Source organism: Salinarchaeum laminariae (assembly GCF_023204835.1).
Taxonomy (GTDB): domain Archaea; phylum Halobacteriota; class Halobacteria; order Halobacteriales; family Salinarchaeaceae; genus Salinarchaeum; species Salinarchaeum laminariae.
In genome coordinates this window covers 1,266,915-1,282,212 of record NZ_CP096270.1, presented here as the reverse complement: position 1 = coordinate 1,282,212, position 15,298 = coordinate 1,266,915, and the positions used below count along the sequence as shown (strand labels likewise).

The 15,298-nt window shown below is 65.3% G+C and carries 15 protein-coding genes; 8 read left to right on the top strand and 7 right to left on the bottom strand.

Going from position 1 to position 15,298, the window contains the following annotated elements; all coding sequences use genetic code 11:
• Positions 1 to 37: 37 nt before the first annotated feature.
• Together gcvH and gcvT are read right to left on the bottom strand one after the other, a co-directional pair.
• Positions 38 to 421 carry a glycine cleavage system protein GcvH gene (gene gcvH / locus MXF70_RS05805; protein WP_248518057.1) on the bottom strand — a complete coding sequence of 128 codons (384 nt, stop codon included), beginning with the start codon at positions 419 to 421 and terminating at the stop codon, positions 38 to 40.
• A 70-nt stretch (positions 422 to 491) separates the two neighbouring features.
• Positions 492 to 1,580 (bottom strand): glycine cleavage system aminomethyltransferase GcvT, encoded by a 1,089-nt coding sequence (gcvT, locus tag MXF70_RS05800; protein ID WP_248518056.1) that lies wholly within the window; start codon positions 1,578 to 1,580, stop codon positions 492 to 494.
• 165 nt (positions 1,581 to 1,745) lie between these two features.
• Between gcvT and MXF70_RS05795 the strand changes: the two genes are divergently transcribed.
• From MXF70_RS05795 to MXF70_RS05785, 3 genes are all read left to right on the top strand, one after another.
• On the top strand, positions 1,746 to 2,276 hold the full coding sequence (locus MXF70_RS05795) for an NYN domain-containing protein (protein ID WP_248518364.1): 531 nt from the start codon (positions 1,746 to 1,748) through the stop codon (positions 2,274 to 2,276).
• 69 nt (positions 2,277 to 2,345) lie between these two features.
• Entirely contained in the window at positions 2,346 to 3,203 is an 858-nt protein-coding gene (locus MXF70_RS05790; protein WP_248518055.1) for a TatD family hydrolase, read from the top strand.
• A 93-nt stretch (positions 3,204 to 3,296) separates the two neighbouring features.
• Positions 3,297 to 3,668, top strand: a complete 372-nt coding sequence (locus tag MXF70_RS05785; protein ID WP_248518054.1) for a 30S ribosomal protein S8e — start codon at positions 3,297 to 3,299, stop codon at positions 3,666 to 3,668.
• Between the two features lie 288 nt (positions 3,669 to 3,956).
• Here the strand turns inward: MXF70_RS05785 and lrp are convergent, their stop codons facing one another.
• On the bottom strand, positions 3,957 to 4,412 hold the full coding sequence (gene lrp / locus MXF70_RS05780; RefSeq protein ID WP_248518053.1) for an HTH-type transcriptional regulator Lrp: 456 nt from the start codon (positions 4,410 to 4,412) through the stop codon (positions 3,957 to 3,959).
• A gap of 124 nt (positions 4,413 to 4,536) precedes the next feature.
• Here lrp and glnA (MXF70_RS05775) point away from each other — a divergent pair, with 124 nt between their 5' ends.
• Both glnA (MXF70_RS05775) and glnA (MXF70_RS05770) read left to right on the top strand, forming a co-directional pair.
• Positions 4,537 to 5,889, top strand: coding sequence for a type I glutamate--ammonia ligase (gene glnA / locus MXF70_RS05775; protein ID WP_248518052.1), 1,353 nt, complete (start codon positions 4,537 to 4,539; stop codon positions 5,887 to 5,889).
• Positions 5,890 to 6,313: 424 nt separating this feature from the next.
• A complete protein-coding gene (glnA, locus tag MXF70_RS05770) occupies positions 6,314 to 7,666 on the top strand; it encodes a type I glutamate--ammonia ligase (RefSeq protein ID WP_248518051.1) in 1,353 nt (450 codons plus the stop codon).
• A gap of 326 nt (positions 7,667 to 7,992) precedes the next feature.
• Here glnA (MXF70_RS05770) and MXF70_RS05765 read toward each other — a convergent pair whose 3' ends face one another.
• Positions 7,993 to 9,333 (bottom strand): YihY/virulence factor BrkB family protein, encoded by a 1,341-nt coding sequence (locus tag MXF70_RS05765; RefSeq protein WP_248518050.1) that lies wholly within the window; start codon positions 9,331 to 9,333, stop codon positions 7,993 to 7,995.
• A 132-nt stretch (positions 9,334 to 9,465) separates the two neighbouring features.
• Positions 9,466 to 10,590, bottom strand: coding sequence for a tRNA (guanine(26)-N(2))-dimethyltransferase (locus tag MXF70_RS05760; RefSeq protein WP_248518049.1), 1,125 nt, complete (start codon positions 10,588 to 10,590; stop codon positions 9,466 to 9,468).
• An 89-nt stretch (positions 10,591 to 10,679) separates the two neighbouring features.
• On the opposite strand from MXF70_RS05760, the gene MXF70_RS05755 reads away from it, so the two are divergent.
• The 3 genes from MXF70_RS05755 (at position 10,680) to MXF70_RS05745 (ending at position 12,394) form a co-directional block, all read left to right on the top strand.
• Positions 10,680 to 10,883, top strand: coding sequence for a hypothetical protein (locus tag MXF70_RS05755; RefSeq protein ID WP_248518048.1), 204 nt, complete (start codon positions 10,680 to 10,682; stop codon positions 10,881 to 10,883).
• A gap of 65 nt (positions 10,884 to 10,948) precedes the next feature.
• Complete coding sequence (locus tag MXF70_RS05750) at positions 10,949 to 11,665, top strand: type 1 glutamine amidotransferase (protein ID WP_248518047.1); 717 nt, start codon at positions 10,949 to 10,951, stop codon at positions 11,663 to 11,665.
• A 195-nt stretch (positions 11,666 to 11,860) separates the two neighbouring features.
• Positions 11,861 to 12,394 (top strand): SRPBCC family protein, encoded by a 534-nt coding sequence (locus tag MXF70_RS05745; RefSeq protein ID WP_248518046.1) that lies wholly within the window; start codon positions 11,861 to 11,863, stop codon positions 12,392 to 12,394.
• Positions 12,395 to 12,424: 30 nt separating this feature from the next.
• Here the strand turns inward: MXF70_RS05745 and MXF70_RS05740 are convergent, their stop codons facing one another.
• Together MXF70_RS05740 and MXF70_RS05735 are read right to left on the bottom strand one after the other, a co-directional pair.
• Positions 12,425 to 12,967 (bottom strand): cupredoxin domain-containing protein, encoded by a 543-nt coding sequence (locus tag MXF70_RS05740; RefSeq protein ID WP_248518045.1) that lies wholly within the window; start codon positions 12,965 to 12,967, stop codon positions 12,425 to 12,427.
• Between the two features lie 153 nt (positions 12,968 to 13,120).
• Positions 13,121 to 15,148, bottom strand: a complete 2,028-nt coding sequence (locus MXF70_RS05735; RefSeq protein ID WP_248518044.1) for a BGTF surface domain-containing protein — start codon at positions 15,146 to 15,148, stop codon at positions 13,121 to 13,123.
• Positions 15,149 to 15,298: the final 150 nt, after the last annotated feature.

Sequence of the window (15,298 nt, the reverse complement as noted above, 5' to 3'; positions counted from 1 at the left end):
TGAAAAACCCGCTCTCACCGTCCCGCTCCGAAAACTGCTATTCGACCTGTTCGCGGTAGGCGTCGGCGTCGAGCAGCTCCTCGAGCTCGCCCTCGTCGGACGGTTCCACGGCGAGCATCCAGCCCTCATCGTAGGGGTCGTCGTTGACGAGTTCCGGGCGGTCAAGCAGCGCCTCGTTGACCTCGACGACCTCGCCGGAGATCGGCGCGTAGAGGTCCGAGACGGCCTTGATCGACTCGACGACGCCGAAGGACTCGCCCGCGGAGATCGAGTCGCCGACGTCGGGAAACTCGACGAACACCACGTCGCCGAGCTCGTCCTGTGCGAAGTCGCTGATGCCGATACGGACGACGTCGCCGTCCTCGGCTGCCCATTCGTGCGAATCGAGATACCGTCGATCGTCGGGAGTGTCGAAGCTCATGATTGGAATCGTCGGATGGTAGCGTGTCGTTGCTGGTGGATAGTAAATCCGTGTGTCCGCGGGCGGGCCCTCACTCGAGGAAGGGCAGTTCGCGAACGGTGGCTGCCTTGGGATCGTCGCGAACGACGACGCGGAGCTCCGTGCCCGGCTCGACGTAGTCGACCGGAACGTAGCCGAGCCCGATCGCCTCGTCCAGCGTCGGGCTCATGGTGCCGCTGGTCACCTCGCCGATCGCCTCGCCGTCGGGCGTCTCGATCGTGTAGCCGTGGCGGGGGACGCCGCGCTCCTCGAGCTGGAACCCGACGATCCGCTCGGCGACGCCCTCCTCGGCCTGTTCGGCGAGCGCGTCGAGCCCGACGAACTCGCTGCCGAAATCGACGATGAAGTCGAGGTCCGCCTCGTAGGGCGTCCGCGGGTTGTCTTCAGCGTCGAAGTCCTCGCCGGAGAGGAGCAACCCGGCTTCGAGCCGGAGGGTGTCACGCGCGCCGAGCCCGCAGCGCTGGCAGTCCATCGCCGACCAGACCGTCGAGACGGTCGCCGCCGGGCAGATCAGTTCGACGCCGTCTTCGCCGGTGTAGCCGGTGCGGGCGACCCAGCACTCGACGCCGGCGACGTCGGCCCACCGCGCCTCGAAACGATCGAGGTCGGAGACGTCCTCGCCGATCTCGGCCATCGTATCGAGCGCCTCCGGCCCCTGGATCGCGAGCATCGCGTCCTCGCCGGTCCGATCGTCGACCTCAGCGGCGAGGCCCCACTGGTCGCGGTGGTGTTGCCAGCGCTCGACCATCTGCTCGTCGTGCCCCGCGTTGGGGACGAAGCGGTAGGTTGGCTGGGCCCGCCGGTCGGGGAGTCGGTAGACCACGGTGTCGTCGAGCATGACGCCGCGCTCGTCAGTGATTGCGGCGTACTGCGCGTCGCCGACCTCGAGCGACGCCACGTCGTTCGTCGTCAGCCTGTCCATCAGCTCGGTGGCGTCCGGCCCGGAGACGACGAGCTGGCTCATGTGGGAGACGTCGAAGCGTCCGACGGCGTCGCGGACGGCCTCGTGTTCGGCGCGGATGCCCGCGAACTCCACGGGCATCGACCAGCCGCCGAAATCGGTGAACTCGGCGTCGGCACCACGGTGCTCGTCGTGCAACGGCGGCGTCCGCTCGGTCATACTGAACGGTCCGTCGCTGTGGGGTAATGTCTTTTCATCGGCTGTGTGAAATCCTGGCATGGCGTCGGGTGCGGCGTCCCCGACTCCGCCGGCGACGGCAGCGACGGTCCCGACGATCGGCCGAGCATCGACACCACTATTCACTACCCACGCACAGATGCGGTCATGCGATGGCTCCGCGGCCTGTTCGGATTCGACGACGAGGCCAGCGGTGCCCCCGAATCCACTGCCGCGAGCGCGCCGAACCGCGAACCGCGGGTCGGCCTGTTCGTCGACGGTCCGAACGTCCTGCGAGAGGACTTCTCCGTCGACCTGGACGACGTCCGCGAGGCTGGGGCCGCCCACGGCCCGCTCGCCATCTCGCGGTGTTACCTCGACGAAAACGCGCCCGCGAGTCTCATCCAGGCCGCGGAAGCGCGTGGGTTCGAAGTCGTCGTGACCAGCGGCGACGTCGACGTGCGGCTCGCCGTCGACGCCACGGCAGCGATCGGCGGCGGTGTGGGCGGTGACAGTGACGTCGACACTGGCGGGATCGACGTGCTCGCGCTCGCCTCCAGGGACACCGATTTCAAACCCGTTCTGGAGCGAGCGCGAAAGGCAGGAATTCGGACGGTCGCGCTCCCGCCGGGCGAGTACGGAAACTCCGACGCGCTCGCCAACGCTGCGGACGAGGCTGTCGTGCTGGAGGAGCGGTAGACCGCCAGCAGCGGCGGAGTCCTGTGAGGAACCCCGGCGTTTTTCCTCCCGCACCGACCACGCTCCACCATGTCCGAGTACGACGGCCCGATCCTCGACGACCACCTGCACCTCCACGCCGAGCGTGGCCGCGGCGTCGAGGCCGTCGAGACGTTCGCCGACGCCGGTGGCACCCATCTGCTCGTCTGCAATCTGCCCTCCTGGCACTACGACGTCGAGGTCGAGACGGCCGCGGACTTCCGGGCGGGGTTCGAGGCCACGATCGACGTCGTCGAGCAGGCCAGCGAGGTTCTCCCCGGACGCGCGTGGCCCGTGCTGGGTGTCCATCCGGGGCTCGTGTCCCGGCTCGTCGACGATCGGGATTTCGACCCCGCCGACGCCCGCGATCTCATGCAATCGGGCATCGGCGTCGCGGCGGAGTACGTCGCCGAGGGCCCCGCTCTAGCGTTGAAGTCCGGTCGACCACACTACGACGTTCCCGATCCGGTCTGGAAGGCCTCGAACGCGGTCATGCGCCACACGTTCGAGACCGCGGCGGAGCTGGGCTGTGCCGTCCAGCTCCACGCCGAGTCCGGCGAGGACTTCACCCAGGTCGCGGAGTGGGCAGAGGACGCCGGCCTCCCGCGCGGGCAGGTGGTCAAACACTACGCTTCCGGGCGGCTGGAGGGACCGGTCCCCAGCGTGATCTGTGACAAGGACGAGCTTGAGCGTGCCGCGGTGCGTGCAGAAACGGGCGGGGAGCCGTTCCTGATGGAGACGGATTTCCTCGACGATCCCGAGCGACCCGGCGCAGTGATGGGCCCGCGGACCGTCCCGCGGCGCGTCGAGTGGCTGCTCGAATCGGGGTACGACGACGCGGTTCGAACGGCCCACGTCGAGACCCCTGCGACCGTCTACGGCGTCGACACGACTGCGACGCTGGAGTGATCGGCCACACCGCCAGGAGCGTCGAAGTGACCCGCGCACAGTCACGTCGCCCTTTCGAGAGGTTCAAGTGTGCGCTCACCCCAGACACTCGGTATGGTCGAACACGGACGCTCTGCCCGCAGCCGGACCGGTGGCCGCCGCCGGCCCAAGCGCAAGCGACGAAAGCACGAGATCGGTACGGAACCGACGGAGACCGAGGTCGGCACGCAGAAGCTCAAGGTCGTCGACGCCCGCGGGAACTCCGAGAAGGTTCGCGCGCTCAGCACCGACGTCGCGAGCGTCGCCGACGGCGAGGAGACCGTCGCCGCCGACATCGAGGACGTCGTCGAGAACGACGCCAACCCCAACTACGTCCGCCGAAACATCGTCACGAAGGGCGCCGTCATCGAGACCGACGCCGGCCAGGCCCGCGTCGTCTCCCGACCCGGCCAGGACGGCCAGGTCAACGCAGTGCTGCTGGAGTAACGTTTCCTTCTTCTCGTCCCGTCTCCGCCGTAGCGATTGCGCCAGGACTCCCGACGATCACGCACTGCTGTGGGCTCAGGAGAAAGGGCACCAGCTCGACGGAGATCCGCCGATTACGCCCCGATCCGACGCTCGTGGAGATGCGACGGGCAGACCGGTGCGTACGCGTTCGGCCGAACGCCGAAGATCGAATCGGAGAAGATAGCGCAGTCGTTACTGCCGCGGTTCGAGTCGGCGGAGCTCGGCCACTCGATGTGTCAGAGCCGATCCACGGGTGTTGCCGGGCGGCTACTCCGTCTCGAGCGTGAACTGCTCGTTCTCGGAAGCCGCATTCAGCACGACCGACGTGTTGGACTCCTTGATGTCGGGATCCGTGAGCAGCTTCTTGATCTGGGCGTTCATGTCGTCGGTGTCGTTGAACTTGCCGACGGCGATGATGTCGTAGTTCCCGGTGACTTCATAGACCGAGACCATCTGCTTCTCGCCGTCGAGCCGGTCCGTGATTTCCGGGAGCGCGTCGCCCTCGACCTTGAGCTGGAGGATAGCCGTGACGTCGAACCCCATCTTCGAGTAGTCGACGATCGGCGTGTAGCCACGGACGACGCCGCCGTCTTCGAGGTCGCCGAGGTGGTTCGAGACGGTCGTGACCGAGACGTCCAGCTCCTCTGCCAGGCTGCGGAGACTCGCACGCCCGTCCCCGAGGAGTTCATTCACCAACTTGGCATCGAGATTTTCGTACGTCATCAACCAGAACGACGAAAGCTACCTACAATAGCTTTACGAATATCCAGTTTAGTGGGCAACAGGAACAATTTAGCGGATCATCAGCACTTTAGTAGCGTAGTCCATCGATCCGGACGATCTATCGATGACACCCGGTACACTCACCGACGACGAAACGGCCGTGCTGGAGGAGATCGAGGAGGAGGATATCGACTTCCTCCGTCTGCAGTTCACCGACATCCTCGGTACGGTCAAGAACGTCTCAATTCCCGCCAGCCAGGCCGAGAAGGCCTTCGAGGAGGGCATCTACTTCGACGGCTCCTCCATCGAAGGGTTCGTCCGCATCCAGGAATCCGACATGCGCCTCGATCCGGACCCCTCGACGTTCGCGATCCTTCCCTGGCGCGAAGACGAGGACGGTGCTGCGGGCCGTCTCATCTGTGACGTCATCAACACCTCCACGGGCGAGCCATTCGCGGGCGATCCCCGTGCCGTGCTCAAGAGCGCGCTCGACGACGCCGCCGAGATGGGCTACTCGCTCAACGTGGGTCCCGAGCCCGAGTTCTTCGTCTTCGAGGAGGACGAGGACGGCCGCGCGACGACGATCACCCACGACGCAGGTGGTTACTTCGACCTCGCGCCCAAGGACCTCGCCAGCGACCTTCGCCGGGAGATGATCTACAATCTGGAGGAGATGGACTTCGACGTCGAGGCCTCCCACCACGAGGTCGCCGAGGGGCAACACGAGATCGCGTTCACCTACGACGACGGCCTGAGCACCGCCGACAACATCGCAACCTTCCGAGCGGTCGTTCGTGCGACCGCAGCCCAGAGCGATCTCCACGCGACGTTCATGCCCAAGCCCATCGCCCACATCAACGGCTCCGGCATGCACTCACACCTCTCCCTGTTCGAGGACGGCGAGAACGCCTTCCACGACGGCGACGACGAGTTCAACCTCTCGGAGACTGCCAAGCAGTTCATCGCCGGCATCTTAGAGCACGCTCCCGCGATCACGGCGATCTGCAACCCGACCGTGAACTCCTACAAGCGACTGGTGCCCGGCTACGAGGCCCCGGTCTACGTCGCCTGGTCCGACGTCAACCGCTCGGCGCTGATTCGGAAGCCCGCTGCCAGAACGCCGGCGGCGAGCCGCATCGAGCTGCGCTCGCCCGACCCGTCGTGTAACCCCTACCTCGCCCTCGCCGTCATGCTGCAGGCCGGTCTCGACGGCATCGAGCGAGAGCTCGACTGTCCCGATCCCGTTCGAGAGAACATCTACGAGTTCGACGAGGCCAAGCGCGAGGAGTACGGCATCGAAACGCTCCCCGCCAACCTCGGCGCAGCCGTCGACGCACTGGAGGCCGACGACGTGATCTCCGACGCGCTCGGTCCCCACGTCGCCGAGAAGTTCGTCCAGGCCAAGCGCACCGAGTACGGCGAGTACATCGCCGAAGTCTCCGACTGGGAGATCGACCGGTATCTCGAGACGTTCTAGAACCCACCTTTTTTCGCGGCGGGTTTCCTCGGTCGATCGAAGATCGACCTACGGGAACCCGCCGCCAAAAAATCTGGACCAAAAAAAATACCGAGCCTCGCACCGCTCGGCTCGGGTGCGAGGTTTGCTGCAGGAACCGCTCGCGCCGTCGGCGCTCGCGGACGCTTCTCGTCACTGAGCTGCCCGACTCTACGGCACCGACAGCGATTTCAGCCCGTCGTCGGGCGGCCAGTCGCCCAGCGTTCGCCTCCCCCGAATGGACGAACGGCCGCGATATGGCCGCCGATTCGAGAGCCGTCAAGGAACCGAGGGGCAGGAGCCAGCCGACCGTTACGTTCGTCCACTGTTCTCCCGTCGTTCGGAAGAATTGCACACTCAGTCAGTAGCTTAATACCCTGACTCTATTGATCACTCGTAGATCACCATGACAACCGGAAACCTCACGCCGGAAGAAGAAGCAGTTCTCGACGAGATCGAAGAGGAGGGCATCGACTTCCTCCGCCTCCAGTTCACCGACATCCTCGGTACGGTCAAGAACGTCTCAATTCCCGCCAGCCAGGCCGAGAAGGCCTTCGAGGAGGGCATCTACTTCGACGGCTCCTCCATCGAAGGGTTCGTTCGCATCCAGGAGTCCGACATGCGCCTCGATCCCGACCCCTCGACGTTCGCCGTGCTTCCCTGGAGGGAGACGGAGGACGGCGCTGCGGGCCGTCTCATCTGTGACGTCATCGATACGAGCAGCGGCGAGCCGTTCATCGGCGACCCGCGCTCGGCGCTGAAGAGCGTCCTCGCCGAGGCCAAGGACATGGGCTACTCGCTCAACGCCGGCCCCGAGCCCGAGTTCTTCGTCTTCGAAGAGGACGAGGACGGCCGCGCGACCACGAAGACCCACGACGCGGGTGGCTACTTCGACCTCGCGCCCAAGGACCTCGCGAGTGACCTCCGCCGGGAGATGATTTACAACCTCGAGTCCATGGATTTCGAGGTCGAGTCGAGTCACCACGAGGTCGCGGAGGGCCAGCACGAGATCTCCTTCAAGTACGCCGACGGACTCACCTGTGCCGACAACATCGCGACGTTCCGCGCCGTCGTCCGCGCGACCGCGGCCCAGAGCGATCTCCACGCGACGTTCATGCCAAAGCCCATCGCCCACATCAACGGCTCCGGCATGCACACGCACCTCTCGCTGTTCGAGGACGGCGAGAACGCCTTCCACGACGGCGACGACGAGTTCAACCTCTCCGACACCGCCTACAGCTTCCTCGCGGGTATCCTGGAGCACGCCCCCGCGATCACGGCAGTCTGCAACCCGACCGTGAACTCCTACAAGCGTCTCGTGCCCGGCTACGAAGCGCCGATCTACGTCGCCTGGTCCGACACGAACCGCTCGGCGCTCGTCCGCAAGCCCGCCGCGCGCGTCCCGGCGGCAAGCCGCATCGAACTGCGCTCGCCCGACCCGTCGTGTAACCCCTACCTCGCGCTGGCCGTCATGCTCCAGGCCGGTCTCGACGGCATCAAGCGCGACCTCGACGCGCCCGACCCCGTTCGCGAGAACATCTACGAGTTCGACGAGGCCAAGCGCGAAGAGTACGGCATCGAGACCCTGCCCGAGAATCTTGGTCAAGCCATCGACGCCCTCGAGGACGACGAGGTCGTCCAGAGCGCACTCGGCCCACACGTTGCCGAGAAGTTCGTCGAGGCAAAGTCCGCGGAGTACTCCGAGTACATCGCCGAGGTCTCGGAGTGGGAGAAGGAGCAGTACCTCGAGACGTTCTAGAACCCACCTTTTTTCGAGGAGGGGTTTCCTCGGTCGCGCGGGGCGCGACCTGCGGGAACCCTCTTCCAAAAAATCTGGACCAAAAAAGGCGTCAGCTCGGGGCGCCGAGAGACTCGCTACGCTCGTCTCTCGAGACCTCGTTCGCTTCGCTCACGAGGACTCCACCCCTCGCTGACGTGAACCGCCGCGCTTCGCTCGGCGGACGTTCGACGAGAGAGGAGCCAGCTACGAGGCAGCGGATTCTACTGTTCGTGCAGTTGAACGCATCACGAGCGCGCGGAATCCTGTCGAGCAAAACGAGCGACGAATCCGACGGAAAACGGGCGTCAGTCCCGGAACCGATCGCGCAGCCTGCCGGGGAGTCCGAGCAGGCTGACGCCGGCGCCGATCAACACCATGAGCGTGTAGAGCCCCAGCGTCGACAGCCAGATGACGAACATCGCGAAGATGGCCCAGCCACTGGAGAGGAAGTAGAAGGCGCCGATCGTCATCGCGGTGCCATAGAGGAGGACGACGTAGGGACCCCAGCCGCGGGCGTGACCGCGGCGGACCCGCTTGCGGACGTACCGCCGGAGGTCGCTCTCGACGGTATCCCGCTCGACGGTGCGATCCTCGACGTCGTCGCGGAACTCCCGGAGCTCCGAACGGAGATCGGCGACCTCCTCGCGGAGCCGTGCCTCCTCTGGCGAACGGTCGCCCGGATCGAACTCTGCAGCATCCTGGCCGACGACGCCGTCGGAGTGTTCCTGGTCGCCGGCGTCGTCACCGTTCTCGGCGTCTGTCGGTCCCTCCGCTGTGGACCCGTCGTCGTCTGTCCCTGAACCTGGAGCGCCTGCCATTGTCGTCGACAGTCGGGGGCCAGGACTGCTACCCTGTTGTAGCTGCCGATCCGGTCCAACCACGACGTTGACCACGGCGCCCGCGACGATGACGAAGGCGCCAGCGTACAGAAAGGTGATCAAGAGGAAGATGCCGCCGAGCACGCCGTAGAGCGCAGCGCTCGCGGCCAGTTCGACGTAGATCGAGAACCCGGCACCGAGGAGCGTCCACCCGACAGCGGCAGTCACGGCCCCCGGGAGTGCCTCGCGAGGAGCCACTGGGAAGTCCGGGAACACGAAGTACATCGGGAGGAAGATCACCGTGAGCGTCGCGATCCCGAGGACCATCGTGACGGGCGTCGCGAGCGGGCCGAGCGGGAGTTGCCCCACGCCGAACACCACGGCCGCCATCGCGGTCGCGCCAACCACGATCGCGACCACCACGACCAGCCCGTCTCGAACCGTGCCGAGGAAGGTCACCTCCTCGGCAGTACCGTACACGATCGAGAACGCAGTGTCGAGCGCGCGGAGGACCCGCATCGCACTCCACGAGACCGCAACCGCACCGAACGCCGTCGCACCGAAACGACCCTCGCCGCCCACGAGCGCCTCTGCGAGGAGGTTCTGAGTATCGGGCGTCAACACGGCGTCGGTGCGGGCGAGCATGCGCTCGACGAGCGCCTCGCCGCCGATCGCCGTCGAGAGAACGAGCGTCAGCGCGAGCAAGGGCACCAGCGAAACGAAGGCGTAGTACGCGACGGCAGCAGCCAGAAACGTCAACTGGGCGTTTCGCGCGGCCTGGACCACCGCGATTGCCCCCCGGCCGGACCGATGCAGGACGTCGGACACGTCCAAATGGACGCGCTGGTAGACCGTAAGAAAGGGGGGTTCACGTCGTCGGAGAACGACAGTAGCCGCCGCCTTCGAAACGATCGCGCCGGTGAATCTCCGGGAGAGCCGGCTACGCCCACCGATTCACGATCACTCGCCCGTCGCTTCGCGAATCGCCTCGACGGACGCGTCGGTCTTGAACGCCGTCCCCGAGTAGTGTGCCCGCGTCGCGTCGAAGCCGGCGTCGTGGAGTCGCTCGACGAACTCGTCCATGCCGATCGCGGTCCGACCCCAGGCTTTGCAGAGCCGGTGCTGGTCGTAGTGGGTCGGCTCGTCGAGTTCGGCCTCGATCGTCGCGAGCAGATCCCGCGCGCGATCCGCCGTCCCCATGTCGTCGGTGACGGACTCGCGAACCGCCTCCACGAACGCCGAGTCCCTGATCGGCCCGAGCCAGATTGGTCCCGCGACGAGCACCCGCTCGCTGCCACAGGCCGGGCACGTCTCGGGAAGCGCCTCGTGAGCGGAGAACGTTGCGTGGAGGTCGCGCTCGGCCACGCGGTGGAGACAGTCCTCGCAGTGGGCGACGTGGCCCAGCTCGTCGACGCAGTCGTCGGCGATCCCGGCGCCGCTTTCGAGTTCGAGGTAACACCGAACGTAGTGACGCGTCGCGTGCGCGAAGATCGGTCGTGCTGCGCGGTCGTGGCGGGCCGCGGTGCGGACGAGCGCGGATAGCAAGACGCGCAGCCCCATCTCGCGGTGGTACTCCGTGTTCTGTGGAACCGTGCTGTACCGACGGACGCCCGCCTGAAAGTGCGCGCCACAGAGCGGTGCGGTGTCCGTCGCGGTGACGCAGGCGAGATTTCGCGTGTTCGCGAGCGCGGCGTCCGCAAAGGGCATCGGCGACCCGTAGGGGTCGACGTCGACGACGTCCGTGAGCGACTCGTGGAGGTGCGCCCGCGCGTCGCGCTGGAGCACCGTTCCGTCGAGATCGTTCAGTTCGAGATTGCGGCGAGCGAGATCGATCGCGTCGGCGTCGAGATCGCAGGCCGTCACGTCCCAGCCGTCAGCGGCCGCTCGGACCCCGCGGATCCCACTCGCCGTCATCGCGTCGAGGTAGGACGCCGCCCGCGGCTCCCGCTCGCGGTATGCCCGGAGCGTCGCGATCGTCAGGTCGCGGTTGAGCTCCTGATTTGGGTTGTAGAAGACGTCGTCGCCGACTTCCTCCTCGGAGGTGCTCGGCACCTCGATCGTGACCGCGCCCTCGGTGACCTCCATGCTCGCGGAGAGTCGTCCCCTACCGAAAAGCGTTGCCGGACGGCACGACCGGACGGAAGCGTTTTCAGCGCGCACTTTCGAGTGTACCCGTGTCGTACTACCCACTCGTCGCGGGCGTCGTCGCGATAATCGTCCTGTTCACGTGGGGATCGATCACCTACGTGTACCGCGACGCGCCGCGACGCGGGATGGACGGGGACCAGTGGGCCGGCGTGCTCGCACTCACTGTCGGGCTCGGGATCCTCCTCTATCTCCAGCGACGGCCGGCACTCGACGAGCAGATCGCCGAGTGATCGCCGCGCGCGACCGCCGACCTGGAGCGTAACGCCCTTCTCTCGCGATACCCTGACTTTGTCGCATGACGAGAGCACGTATCGCCCTACTCGATGCCTCCCACGGCAGTGAGCACACTCGCCGAAACTTTCGCCGAGAGCTCGATGCCGATCTCGTGGAGTACGACGTCACTGAGGGCGACGTGCCGACGACGTTCGCGTTCGACGGCGTGGTCGTCACCGGCTCCCGGGCCTCGGTCTACTGGGACGAGCCCTGGATTCCGGCCGTCAAAAAGTGGGTCGGCGAAGCGGTCGACGCCGGGCACCCCATTCTCGGCGTCTGCTGGGGCCACCAGCTCGTCGCGGACGTACTCGGTGGGGAGGTCACGGCGATGGACGCCTACGAACTCGGCTACGCCACGATCGAGCGCACGACGGCGGACTCCAGACTCCTCGATGGCATCGACGACCGCTTCACCGCCTTCGCGACCCACTCCGACGAGGTCGTCGAGCTTCCGCCCGGCGCGGAGCTGCTCGCCAGGAACGATCGGTCGATCCACGCCTTCCGTAAGGGATCCGTCTACGGCGTGCAGTTCCACCCCGAGTACGATCAAGAGACAGCACGGAGGGTGACAGAGGGGAAGCGCGACGGCGAAGCCAGCGAGGAGCTGGTCGACCGGGCGCTCGACTCGATCGACGACGAGAACTACGCTGCAGCCTGTGAAACCAAGCAGCTGTTCGATAACTTTCTGCAGATCGTCGCTGAATCGCGCCTCAATGCTGGCGAACAGGCGCACTCGTGAGTGTCGTGGAGGTGTGATACGGCGCCAGAGAGAGTGTAGTCGCTGGCTTCATCGGATCGTCACTTTTCGAGAACGCTCGGGGGCTTTCGGGAGTGCCAGCCGGAAGGATCTATTCCATGCAGCCGAAGTGTACACCCCCATACACCACCCTCACACGTCCCACAGCCCTATACTCGACGCCCTCCTTGCACGGTCGTGCAGCACCTCGAGGTCGCCACCCACGTGTTCGTGGACCGGGCGACGGCCTTCGAATTTCTGACGGATTTCACGGCCTATGCGCAGTACTCCGAGCATCTCGAGGCGGTCGAACGACGGGGAGATGGTGGCCCGGGAACCGAGTACGACATCACGGTCGCGTGGTGGCGGCTCTCCCACACCGCGTGCTCGCGAGTGACGGCCATCGATGCACCGAGCAGGATCGACTGGGAGCTCGTCTCGGAACTCCAGGCCCAGGGCGCGTGGATCGTCGAAGAGGCTACCGCTACGGACGTCACCGTGGCCGTCCCTGACGACGATCCGCCGATAACGCGCGTCCGGTTCGTCGTCGACTACGATCCCGAGAGCGCCGAGGCGATCGGACTTCCAGCGCTCGTTCCGATCGACGCAATCGTCGATCGAGTGATTCCAGTCGTCCGGTCCGAAGCGACGGCGGTCGTCGAGCGTGTGGTCGCGGATCTGGAGGGAGAGCCGCGGGCTGTCGAGTTAGCAGTGAGCCGAGGAACGGACTGACCGAACGAATCCGAGTGGGCGAGCCGACCGTTACTCCTCGTCGTCCGAACCGCCGTACTTCGTGAAGAAGAAGATGGACGCGAGGATGGCACCGAAAACGCCGAGCAGACCAGTGGTCAGGCTCATCGCCGCGGAGGAGATCTTCGGCGGGCCGGTGTTGACCGGGCCGCTACTCGGGCCCCCTTCGACGACTTCGATCGAACCGGCCATTCCTGGTGCGTGCGGGTCACACTGGTACTCGTAGGTGCCCAGCGTCTCGAACGTGAACTCGTAGGTCGTGCCGGTCCCGACGACCTCGGGGTGACCCCCCCAGCTCGCGCCGTCGGGCACGCTTGTTGGCGAGACGTTGTGGCCGTCGGTCTCCCACGTGAAGGTGACGGTCGTTCCGGGCGCGATCGTCACGCTGGAGGGCGAGAACGTGAACATGTCGCCCTCGGGGCCCACGATGATCTCCTGAGTCTGTGCCGCCGCCGAACCGGTGGCCGCCGCCCCACCGACCGCGGCTGCCGTCGCGCCGGCGCCAGCGCGTAAGAGCGTCCGGCGATCGAGCGTCGCGGCGTCCTCGTTGGTCATACCGAGGGCTAACGACTGCCCGCTACTGAATATGTTGGTTTCGATGGACGGGGCCCCAGTATGGCGGTGAGGTAGTCGGTATGCAAAAGCAGCAGCTAGCCAGTCGCAGCGTCCGAAAAATGAAAGTCCCCGCAACAGCGGGTGGTTTCCGCGTTAGTTCTGACGGCGCAGCGCCAGCAGCGCAGCACCGATCAGGGCGAACAGTGCGACGATGAGGCCGAAGCCGGCCTGACCGCCGTCGCCGCCATCGTCGGAGTCACCGTCGTCACCGGACGAGTCGTCGCCGGACGAATCGTCACCGGACGAGTCGTCGCCGGACGAATCGTCACCGGACGAGTCGTCGGACGGCTCCTCCTCTTCGACAGTCAGCGTGCCAGAGGCGGTGTCGTCGTCCGTGGTGACCTCCCACGAGATGTCACCAGCGGAGCTGGTGTCGAAGTCCTCGTAGGTCATGGTCTCGGTGGAGTTGCCTGCACCAAGCTCTGCAGTGCCGTTGGCAACCTGTTCACCGTTGACCATCACAGTGTAGTTGGTCGTGCCTGCCGCGTCACCATCGTTGGAGATGGTGTACTCGAGGGTGGCACTGTCGCCAACCGTGACGGGACCGTTGGCGCTCGCGTCAACGCTGAAGGAAGCACCAGTGCTACCCGAGGCATCGCTGATGATGGATGCCTGCGTGGCCTGGGTGCTGCTACCAGGGACGCGGACGCGGGTGTCGAACTGGGTGCCTGCCTCGCGGTCGGAGAGGTCAGTGGCGACGGCGAACGTACCGTCGTCAGCGACCTCACCGCTCGCGGTGGCGAAGTCGAACGCGAAGTTCATCCGAACGTTGACAGCCGTACCGGGTGCAACGTTCGTCTCACCAGTGATCGTAGCGTCAGAGGTACCGGGGACAACGAGACGGTCGTTGTCGTTCATCTCGCCGGTGATCTCGACGTTACGCTCTTCGTAGGTGAAGTTGCTGCTGACAGTCTCGTTCTCGCCAGAGACGAACGGGTTGTCAGTGCTGACAGAGAACTCGGCGCTCCACTCCTCGCCGGTCTCGAGACCGTCAATCTCGGCTGCGTCGATCAGGACGTAGAACGTACCATTCTGGCCGTCGGGGACGATAGTCGCGTTACCGCCGCCGATGCCCGCGATGGTGTCGGAGTCGTCCGAATCGTACGGACCAGCCGTGGTCTCCTGAGTGAACGTCAGGTCGAGGCCGCCCGTGCTGCTGAGGCCCTCGGCCGTGGTGTTCATGTAGCCGTAGAGACCAGTGGCTTCGACCTGCGTAATGAGCAGGTCCTGCTGCGCGATCGTGGACGACTGGGTCGCAGCGTCCAGGATCTCGCTGGAGTCGTCAGTGTGGTCGAACGAGGACGGAGCGGTCCAGATCGTCAGACCGTCCGTCGAGCGCTCGCTCAGACTGACCGAAGTAATGTCGCTGAAGTCAGTTTCCGAGTCCTCGGGGTCGTCAGTGTAGGACTCGAACTCGTAGAGCGAAGCGGTGTTTGCGAGGTAGTCTGCGTCGATCGCAGCGCCCTCTGTGTTGTTGACGAAAGCAACGTTTCCGTTGTCAACGCTAAAGCCGTACGAGTCGTTGGACTCGCTGGCGTTGTACGTGTTCCACGAGAGCGTGAAGCCCTCGTCGTAGGCGTCTGCGTTCGGCTCGATGTGGACGGTGGCCGTGTAGTAGCCCTCGTCGTCCGTGACGTTGACGTAGACGTCGCTCGGCTCGCCGTCAGTCGTCATGTCTACTTCGACGACGTCACCGACGACGCCGGAGTAGCTGTTGGAACCGAAGGTGGCGCTGTCGGTTGCACCTTCGTTCACGGAGATGTTAGTCGATGCGGTGACACCAGTGTCGACGACCTCCATGTCGAAGGTGTAGTTACCGGCATCGATACCGGTGAAGTCAGCATCGACGTCACCCTCACCAGCGAGGACAACGGAGTCCTCTCCAGTGTGGGCGCTGTCGTTAACCCAGTGACCGCTGTTCCGGTTGGCGGAGGTGTTGAAGATGCTCTCCAGGTCGTCACCGTCGAGGCCATCCGCACTCACTGTAACGTTGTAGTTAGCGCGGTTGGAGTCGATGGTGAGATGTGTAGAGCCAGTGACGATCGAGTCAGTATCGAACTCGAACGTGTTGATGGTCTGCTGGCGCAGGGTGAACGTGCTGGCATTGGTACCGTCGCTCACGTTGATTTCACCTGCGGACCAGCCTTCAGTGTCGAACTCGACACTGCCGTTGTCAGCCTCAAGCTGAGTGAACTGACCGTCTGTGTGCTCGATTTCAACTGTTCCACTAACGTTAGAAATGTTCAGGACTTGGCCTGACCAACGGGATTC